General features: G+C 52.4%; 7 protein-coding genes. 1 reads left to right on the top strand and 6 read right to left on the bottom strand.

The genetic code is table 11. From position 1 onward, the window contains the following. The coding region (locus H8K43_RS18940; RefSeq protein ID WP_408058493.1) for an ExbD/TolR family protein at window positions 1-152 on the top strand (152 nt) is incomplete at its 5' end. A gap of 662 nt (window positions 153-814) precedes the next feature. Here H8K43_RS18940 and H8K43_RS06160 read toward each other — a convergent pair. The 6 genes from H8K43_RS06160 to H8K43_RS06135 all read right to left on the bottom strand — a co-directional run bounded on the left by H8K43_RS06160 (window position 815) and on the right by H8K43_RS06135 (window position 9764). After that, window positions 815-1093, bottom strand: a complete 279-nt coding sequence (locus H8K43_RS06160; RefSeq protein ID WP_186903001.1) for a hypothetical protein — start codon at window positions 1091-1093, stop codon at window positions 815-817. A gap of 7 nt (window positions 1094-1100) precedes the next feature. After that, on the bottom strand, window positions 1101-1946 hold the full coding sequence (locus H8K43_RS06155; RefSeq protein ID WP_186903000.1) for a DUF6348 family protein: 846 nt from the start codon (window positions 1944-1946) through the stop codon (window positions 1101-1103). 157 nt (window positions 1947-2103) lie between these two features. Further along, window positions 2104-3966, bottom strand: a complete 1863-nt coding sequence (locus tag H8K43_RS06150; protein ID WP_186902999.1) for a glucokinase — start codon at window positions 3964-3966, stop codon at window positions 2104-2106. 139 nt (window positions 3967-4105) lie between these two features. Continuing rightward, on the bottom strand, window positions 4106-6556 hold the full coding sequence (locus tag H8K43_RS06145; RefSeq protein ID WP_186902998.1) for a glycoside hydrolase family 31 protein: 2451 nt from the start codon (window positions 6554-6556) through the stop codon (window positions 4106-4108). Between the two features lie 38 nt (window positions 6557-6594). Beyond that, window positions 6595-8343, bottom strand: coding sequence for an alpha-amylase family glycosyl hydrolase (locus tag H8K43_RS06140; protein ID WP_186902997.1), 1749 nt, complete (start codon window positions 8341-8343; stop codon window positions 6595-6597). A 101-nt stretch (window positions 8344-8444) separates the two neighbouring features. After that, a complete protein-coding gene (locus tag H8K43_RS06135; RefSeq protein WP_186902996.1) occupies window positions 8445-9764 on the bottom strand; it encodes an MFS transporter in 1320 nt (439 codons plus the stop codon). Window positions 9765-9836: the final 72 nt, after the last annotated feature.

Raw genomic sequence — 9836 nt, 5'->3', positions numbered from 1 at the left:
CCGAAGTCGCAACACAGGCTGACCAGCCGGAAGTGCATCTGCGTCCAAACGCCGTGGTACCGTACAAATCGGTGGCAGCGGTGATGGCCTCAGCCCAGCGCCTGGGCGTGACCAAGATCGGTATGGTCGGCAATGAGCAGTTTATGAAGTAAAGATCATCGCCCCCGGCATGCATCGCTATGCAAGCCGGACTGATCAAAAAAAGGCAGGGATACCCTGCCTTTTTTCTTGCCTGCACGTTCTGTGTGTTAAACGTTTTAAATCTTTAAATCTTTAAATCTTTAAACCTTTAAACCTTTAAACCTTTAAACACAGAGACACAGAGGCACAGAGAAAGGCGTAAGAAAGTGAAGCTTGATCAGCTTACTTTTCTTTGCTTTTCTCCGTGACCTCTGTGCAACCTCCGTGTCTCTGTGTTAAGCGCTTTTCGGGTTTCAAACATTTAAACCTTTGAACCTTTAAACATAGAGACACAGAAAAAGGCTTAAGAGAAAGGTAGGAGAGCGAGACTGATTGATCCGCTTACTTCGCTTTTCTCTGTGCCCTCTGTGCGCCCTCCGTGTCTCTGTGTTGAAGACTTTTCAGGTTTTAAACGTGTAAACCTTTAGACCTTTAAACACAGAGACACAGAGGCACAGAGAAAGGCGCAAGAGCATAACTAAATGATCAGCTTACTTCGCTTTTCTCTGCGCCCTCTGTGCTATCTCCGTGTCTCTGTGTTAAACGCTGTTAAAGTTTTAAGGTTTAAGGTTTTAAGGTTTAAGGTTTTAAACGCTTTTAAATACCTTAACACTGCCACCAATGATGCAGAGTTTTACAAAGGGCGGTGTTCATCGCCGCGTTTGGCGGCCAAGGCGCGACGTGCCATTAAGGCTAACAATATCAAGCCACAAACAGCAATGATGGCGGGTGCAAACCAGCGTAAGGCAAAGTCCACCCTGCTTTGCATCGCTGCTGACAAGCCTTCATACCATAGCAAAGCCGCTGGGCCTGCATGGTTCACCACCCAGAACGGCGCCAGTATCAATAAGGCAGTCAACGCAATTGCTGTGACGATAGCGAACATGCGACTCAAGATAAAAGCTGGATTCATAGGCGACTCACTGAGTTGGATGCTCTGATGCTTGCACAGACTGCGATTTCTGATGAATGCTGTTCTGCGCAGAACGCACGATCACATATTGTTTGCGGAATTCCAAACCACGTTGCGGCCATTTTTCTGCATATGCGGTGAGCAAAGGCAAAGCGGCAGGAAAATCCTCTCCATTCACACGGCAATCTGCATTCAATTGTCCATGCTGGTCACGCGAGACAAACAAGCGTATGCCAAGCAGGCGCTCAGTTTGCAGCACATCATGGAAAGCCTCCATCGTCTCTGTCATCAGGCAGCATGGGCAAAATGGATGCTCTTCCTTTTTCTTTTCAGGCAGCGTGGCCAGATGTGCGACCGGTCCGAGTATGATCTGGCGATAGCGTGCAGCGGCACGCTCACCAGCGGCAGTATTGAGTTCGATCACCGCACATTGTTGCGGGTATTCCGCAATCGCATCTTCCAGTGCGACCAAATCCATATTGATCCAGTTCAGCATACCTTCACTCAGCGCACTGCTTTCATCTTTCCCCAACGCGTGCTGATACTCAGTGACGCCCTCAGGGAAAAACTCTGGATGCCAGACTGTAATCCGGGTCACCGTCTTTATACGCTCTGGTCCCAGTTCTTTTTTTTCCAAAGCCTGGATGCTCAGACATAAGCCGCTGAACAGGCGCACATATCCTTCGCCTTCCTCTGTTAGCTTCTGGTGCTGCTGCAATACGGTGATCAATAAGGCAGTCAGTACCGGATCAGTCGCGGCAACGCCAGCCGGCAAACACACAGGATTCACGGCAGGTGCAGAAGAAAACCACTGATTTTTTAATGTCTGCACAGACTTCAAAAAAGACTTCATAGGAAAACGATCAAAAATTAAGAAGAATTGAGCACGCGCTTTCGTCGCGGTGGATGGGCAACGGGCAGCATGCCCCAACGCAGGCAGCCTGGCCGAACAAAAATATGCGGCAACAGACCGCATTGTAAGGTCTGTGCCGGTGAATGAACAGCAGCGTTCAGCTATCGAGGTGGGAGATCAGCAAATGGCTCAGGCGCGAAGCCTCACGCGCACGACTCCCGGACGGGCTGACACCGGCATCCATGGATAAACCGACGGCCAGAATATCGATCAACAATAACTGCAGGATGCGGGAAATCATGGACAGGAAGGTCGCATTGTCTTCGGTATGATTCACCGCCAGGCAAACACTGGCAAGACGTGCCAGCGGCGACTGATGCGGTGCAATGGCAATCACATCGGCGCCAGCAGCCAGTGCGGCTTCGGCGGCGTGCAGCAATTCCGGCAGTTTACCGGAATTCGACACCACGATCACCACATCGCCGGGATTGAGCAATTCCGCCGCCATGCTGAACAAATGCGCATCGCCATAACTGGCGGTAGGAATGCGGAAACGGAAAAATTTATGCTGTCCATCCAGTGCCACTGCACGAGAATTGCCGACTGCGTAAAATTCGATTTTATTCGCTTTTCTGAGCAGGCTGATGGCACGGTCTATCGCATGCACCTCCAGCTGATCGCGGAAATTCAATATCGCCGATACGGTATTATCAATCACCTTGGCACTCAGATCATGCGTGCTATCGCTACGCCGGACCTGGCTGTGCCGCACCGGGATAGTGCCAGTCAGACTACTGGCAAATTTGAGTTTAAAGTCGGCCAGTCCGGTGAAGCCCAGCGAACGGCAGAAGCGGATCACCGTAGGCTGACTCACATCGGCCAGCCGTGCGATCTCGGCAATCGCCTCATTCAAGACGGTGCGTGGATTTTCCAGCACCAGCTTGGCGACCCGGCGTTCTGCTGGCGTCAGTTCAGTCTGGATTTGCTGTATGCGGTCCATGAGTGAACTGTCACCGCTGCGCCCGCGCAAATGCTCAGACAAAATCGCTGACACACCATAGAAAGCCGGATTCGGTGTAGTGATGACGTAAGTCGGTATCTGTCCCAGATAAGTACTGAAGCGCCCTTTGGCTTCGAAACGGGAACGGAAAGGGGATTCGGCAAAATAACTGACCATCTGCGGCACGATACCGCCGCCAATATAAATGCCTCCGAAGGCTCCCAGCGTTACCGCCAGATTGGCGCTGAAACTGCCTAACATCGCGCAGAAACATTCTATCGCTTCCTGCGCCAGCGCCTCCTTATCCTGCAAAGCCTGGCGCATGATCTCCTGCGCCGCCAGCGGCTCGGCCTGACGCTGATGACTATCGGCCAGCGCCAGATAAATCAGCTCCAGCCCGGGGCCGGAAATCAGGCGCTCAGTGGATACATGCGGCCACTCTCGCCAGGCGTACTGCAAAATCGCATATTCACGTTCGTCACAAGGCGCGAAATTAACATGACCACCTTCAGAACCTAAAGTCACGAAACCATCGGAAGTCGGAATCAGACCGGATACGCCCAAACCCGTACCCGGACCAAGTACGCCGATGACAGACTTGGCCACAGGCTGCCCCCCACCTATCTGCAGCACGTCTGTCGGCTGCAAGCCAGGCAACGACATCGCCAGTGCGGTAAAGTCATTCACAATCAACAGCGTGTACAGACCGAATTCGCGGCGTACAGCTTCGATAGAAAACGACCAGGCGCGATTGGTCATGCGGATATCATCGCCATCGATAGGATTGGCAATCGCAAAGGCAGCATGGTGGATACGTCGTCCTTCATGCTCACTCAGGTAAGCCTGTAATAAGGGAACAATACCACTGAAATCATCACATTTCAGCACCCGCACCGCTTCAAATACGCCGGGTGCGGTTTCGAGTGTGAAGCGTGCATGGGTCGCGCCTATGTCGGCGAGTAATCGTGGGCCGCCGGAAAATCCGGCGCTGGCTACATCTGCAATTGCGTTGTCGGTCATGTCCAGGCTTGCTTGTTCATTCTGCGCGCTATCATGCGCTATTTTCTTAAGCGGGTCACCACGCCGTGTGCGTTCAGGCGCAGCACGGAACAAGGGTGACGAAATTCCCTGCAATTTACCACAGCGTCAGCGATGCTGACTATTTTTCAGCTTCAGCCCACAGCACTTGCATACGTAATTGCTGTCTGGCTTTCCATGCCAGATCCACTGTTAACTCCTGCTTCTCTGCATCCCAGGTAAACGCGGCATCTTGCTGATTCAGCTTCACAGACTGCGGGCGCTGTTTGATCTGATGCACCACCAGACGCCAGTTTCTGTCCTTAGCAATATATTGTTTGCCATATTCGTGGTCGAAAGACAGCGTCAACTGTTTTTGCCGGGTTGGCAGTGCCTGCTGCTTTTGCGCACGGAAACGCATGATGGCATAAGCGCGCGACTCATAGGCATTGGCAGTCAATCCATCATCGTCATACAGCATACCGTCGCTCTGTGTCTGCTCCTCGTCATAGTAGTAATGCAGATCCAGTTTACTCACATCAAATTGCGCAGTATTTTGCAAACCCTGCACCTGTGGAATCCAGGCACCGGCGCGTACGAATACCGGTATCCGGTCCGCTTGCAAAGGGACTGTGGCACGACTGCTGGCTGCATAGCGCTGACCTGTATAAAAATCCAGCCAGGGTCCGTTTTTCGGGAAATAGATTTCTGCCTGTTTCTGGCCGGCTTGCAGCACAGGATGCACCAGGAAATCATTACCCCAGAAATAGCTGCTGGCATCCGCCTGCAAGCCTGGATTGGCAGGCTCGGCAAAGAATAAAGGGCGCATCAGCGGCAAGCCGCGCTGATGATTCAAAAAGCTCAGTGTGTAGTTATACGGCAGCAGTTGATAACGCAATTCTATCGCGGCCTTTGCCAGGGCTTTTGCATGTGCGGAACGCAGCACCGGCTCAGATGCGACCTCTTCCTGCGCATGGGGCCGGAACACCGGTTGAAACACGCCATACTGCAACCAGCGCGCATACAATTCATCATCCAGATTCGCGCCGGCAAAACCACCCAGATCGGAATGCATATAAGCCATACCCTGCATCCCCATCTGCAAGGCGATCTCTGGTTGCGAACGCAAGCCGCCCCAGGTCCGGTTCACATCGCCCGACCAAGGTATCATGCCATAGTGCTGAGAACCGGAATATCCGGCGCGCATCAGGATAAACGGACGCTCGTTGGGGTAGTGTTTCTGGTATCCCTGCGCGATCAGCTTGGCCCACTCATGACCATAAATATTGTGTACCTGATCGGCGCTGCCAGTCTTGTGTTGCACATGGGCCGGATGTACTTCCGGCTCCCCCAGATCGCCCCACCATCCACTTACGCCCTGCTTCTTCAAGCCGGCATAGATATTCCAGAACCAGTCTTTGGCGACCGGATCAAACACATCGATCAGGCCGGTATGGCCGAAATAAAAATCATAAGTCGCCGCATTGCCCTGCATATCGGTAGCCAGGATGCGCTGCTCGCTCGCCTCTTTCCAGCGCTTGGATGTGGTGAGGATAAATGGCTCAGTGATCAGGATAGTTTTCACGCCCTGTTTAGCAAAATCCGCCATCATTTTTTCCGGCTGAGGAAAGCTGTCACGATCGAAAGCCAGATTACCCATGCTACCTTTGACTTCTTTGCCAAACCAGAACAGGTCGAAAATAATCGCGTCCAGCGGGATGGTCTCAGCCTTATATTTTTGAACTATGGTGCGCGCTTCCTGCTCGGTATGATAGCCAAAGCGACTCGCGAAATTTCCCAGTACCCAGCGTGCAGGCAAAGGCTGCTTACCGGTCAGCGTGGTGTAAGTGGCGACCAGATGCTCCCACTTGTCTGCCGCAAAAATTTGGTAAGTCTGGCGACCGCCATTGGCCTCAAAAGCCAGGCGGTTATTCTTTTGACTGTCCAGGTCCAGAAAGCCGGTGCTGGCATTATCAAAATGAATGCCGTATAACTTCGATGAATACACCAGCGGCATAGAAAAATTCATTTGCTCTGAACGCTCTTCATAGCCATAGTGCGCCTTGTTATACAGCGGCAGGCGATGACCACGCCGGTTCATACCCAGCGCACGCGCACCGGCACCATACAGCACCTCATCCTGACTAATGCTGAAATCGACCGCTTGCACAGCACCCGCCTGGTGAAAGCCTTGCTGTTCAGAGAGTAAGTGCCGGTCTTTATAAAAGTAACTGACCTGATACGGCGATTTACTGATTTTGAGCAGCATATCACCGGCCCGGAATTCTATCTGCTCCTTATCCTGCCGCAAACGCACAGGCACCTGTAAAGGCTTCATCACTACCGCATGCGATGGCGGTGGCGAAGCTGCATCTGAAGGAGTAAAACTGGTTTCGATCAGATTCGCTGCATAGGGCCGAAACTGCACCACACCATCGTTCAGGCGCAGCTCTAAGACCGACTCTTTCTGTACAACGTCCTGCACGCTGCGCTGCGCATTCTGGGCATAGGCAGCAGGTATCAAAGCCGCCGCGAGTAAGGTGCTGATCCATACTGTATAGAGGCCGCGTGACTGACGGACAGGGCTAGACATACGATGTTTTTTAGACTGATTACTGAGTGTGGAATTCATCATTGATCCTGTGCGATAAGCGCGACAATACCTGCGCGCGGCAAACTGACTTTGCCATCTTTGACAATAGCGGAGTGTCCGGTATAGCTGTCTTTGACCCTGCTGCCGTTGGCAAACACAGGCGCAACGGTGATGCTAACGGCCTGCGCGGCGGGCAGATCCAGTGCTATCACCACCTGATCCTGCCAGTCAGCCTGCTGCAAAATTCTGGAAAACGTATACGGTTGCGCCGTCAGTTGCTGATGCTGACCCGCGCCTATAGCTGGGTGCTGTTGGCGGAAACGTCCCAGCTTTTGCCAATGCTGCAGTATCTCTTGCACATGGCTATACTGTACCCGACGATTTTTTTTCAACTCATCCCAGTTCATCACAGAACGCAGTTTGGCATCACCACGCGCATGCGCCACCTGCAAGTCGCGTGCGGTCTCATCACCGTAGTAAATCTGTGCCGCTCCCGGGCTCAGCAATAGGCGCGTACCCGCTGAGATCGCTTGCTGCCGTAGCGGATCAAAAGGCTGATCATCATCGTGAGAGCTGATGTAATTCAAGACAGAATATGACTTAAGCGGACCGTGTAACTGACGCGCATAGGACGAGAACAGGGTTTCATAATCGGCTTTCGCATCAGACTTAAAGCCAAAATTAATCAGGCTGTCGAAGCCATACTGAAAGTAATTGATCTGACTGCCACCATCCATGCGGAATTGCTGGCCCTGTTGCAAGCTGTAGCCGTACACTTCTGCCGTCATGTAAAACGGTTCATCGAAATAGACCTTGGCAGGATTGCTGCGTTTCCAGTCGCTATGCGCCTCACTCGCGAGTGTCTTCAGCTCCTTCCACAACTCCGGTTCTGTGTGTTTGACAGTATCTGCACGGAAGCCATCGATGCCAAAACGGCGCACCCAATCGGTATGCCATTTCATCAGGTAATAGCGCGGCGCACGTGGCAGGCCGGTACGCGCAAAGAAAGTATCGAGTTCAAGCACTTCCTGTTCATAGCGCCCTTCTGCCTTCCATTTTTCCGCGAGTACGGGCGGCAGAGGCGTATCCTTCATCACCTCAGTTTTCAGATCAGGCAAGCCCTTCACCAAGGCACAGGCTACGGTAGTCGGCACATCCTGATAAGTGCACACCGGATCTAATCTGATCCAGCTGTCTGGCCACAGTGCATCCTTTTCAGTCGCCGGGCCAGTATGATTCATCACCACGTCCAGCAATATCCGTATACCGTGTTTGTGCGCGGTGTCGACTAGTTCGCGTAAATCCTGCTCACTACCCAGACTGGCATCAAGGCGAGTGAAATCTTTGGCCCAATAACCATGAAAGCCATACGAGCGGCCGCTACCCTCATCGGTTGCGCCATGCACCTGTTCTACCGGTGGCGTAATCCAGATTGCATTTACACCCAAAGCATTGAAGTAGCCCTCTTTGATTTTTCGGGTCACACCTGCCAGATCACCACCCATGAAAGAACGCAAAGCAGCGCCATCGGCCTGACGCCCATAGGCATGATCGTTGCGCGGATTGGCATTCAAAAAGCGGTCGGTCATTAAGAAATAGACCGTCGCATTCGCCCATAAAAAACGGGCTGCCTGTTGTTGTGTATGGGGTTTTGCAGCGCTGCTCGCAGCGGCTATTGCGGAGGACGTTTGTGTGCGCTGTTGCGCTCGTTGAGGCTGAGACTGGGCTAAGCTCCAGCCCGATAAGCTTAGCAATCCGGCCAGGGCTGTACTCAATACATACTTCATTTGGCTCTCACTCCATTACGCGGATAAAGCGCCACTCTGCTAGCCTCAGCCAGCAAAGGCCGAAGCGCAGAGTGATATTTCACCCTTGAGTAGAAAATCGCTTACGCGGCAGCTTCTTCTTTAATCATCAGGCTCAGCAAACCGGCAATGATCATACAGGCGCCGCCCAGCATCAGGGTTTTGACGGTCTGGCCATCAAACCAGTGACGCGTCACCCAACCCAGCAATAAGCCACTCACAATTTGCGGGATCACGATGAAGAAGTTAAACACCCCCATGTAATAGCCCATTTTTTCTTGTGGCAAAGAAGACGCCAGCAATGCATAAGGCATCGTGAGTATGCTGGCCCACGCCAGTCCCATGCCCAGCATAGGCAGCAATAACCACAGTTGTGTATGGATGAAGTAGATGCTGATCAGCCCGGCTCCACCTGCCAGCAGACACAGCATATGGACTAATTTTTTACTGCTGCGTTTCGCCAGCACAGGCAACAAAAAGGCCGCCAGCGCAGACACGCCGTTATAGACCGCAAACATGGTACCTACCCAGTTACCCGCTTCCTGAAAACTGGAGGATTGCGAATTCGTGGTCGCAAAAATATGTTCTGCAATTGCGGTGGTGGTGTAGATCCACATCGCGAACAAAGCGATCCAGGTAAAGAATTGTACGACCGCCAGCTTGATCATGGTCTCAGGCATATGCATGAAACCGGATACCATTTCACGCACGGCTGCCGCTATACCCTTGCTGGCAGCACGTTGCTGCTCAAACTTTTGCATATCCTGCGGTGGTAATTCCTCACTGCTAATCACCGTCCACAGCACAGCCAGAAAATAAATACTGCCACCGGCGTAAAACGAGTATCTGACGGTATCCGGTATGCCACCATCCAATGCAACATTGCTCACGCCCATGACATCCGAGAAAAAAGTCGGTAACAGCGAGGCAATCACGGCGCCGCAACCAATGAAGAAGGTTTGCATCGCAAATCCGGCAGTTTGCTGTGATGGTGCCAGCTTATCGCCGACGAAGGCACGGAAAGGCTCCATAGAGACATTAATCGCCGCGTCCATCAGCCATAAGACCACAACCGCCATCCAGATTGCGCTGGCATGTGGCATCGCTAACAAAGCGAATGAAGCCAGCAAGGCCCCGATAAAGAAAAAAGGACGACGACGGCCCCAGGTCGGATGCCAGGTACGGTCGCTCAGATAGCCGATTATCGGCTGCACCAGCAAGCCGGTCACCGGTGCTGCGAGCCAGAATAAAGGCAGGTCATCAGGCAGTGCGCCCAGCGTTGAAAAAATGCGGCTGGTGTTCGCATTTTGCAGAGCGAATCCAAACTGAATACCAAAAAAACCAAAACTCATATTCCACAACTGCCAGAACGACAGTGTGGGCTTATTGACGATACTTTGCATCTGTTTGTCCCCGCCTGAATAAGAAATGCTCCAATTCACGAAACTGCTACGGTTTCGCCTCATGAAGTCTGA

Origin of the sequence: Cognatundibacterium curvum (genome assembly GCF_014284235.1) — a bacterium.
GTDB lineage: Bacteria > Pseudomonadota > Gammaproteobacteria > Burkholderiales > Burkholderiaceae_D > Undibacterium > Undibacterium curvum.
This window is presented reverse-complemented; position numbering and strand designations above follow the sequence as displayed.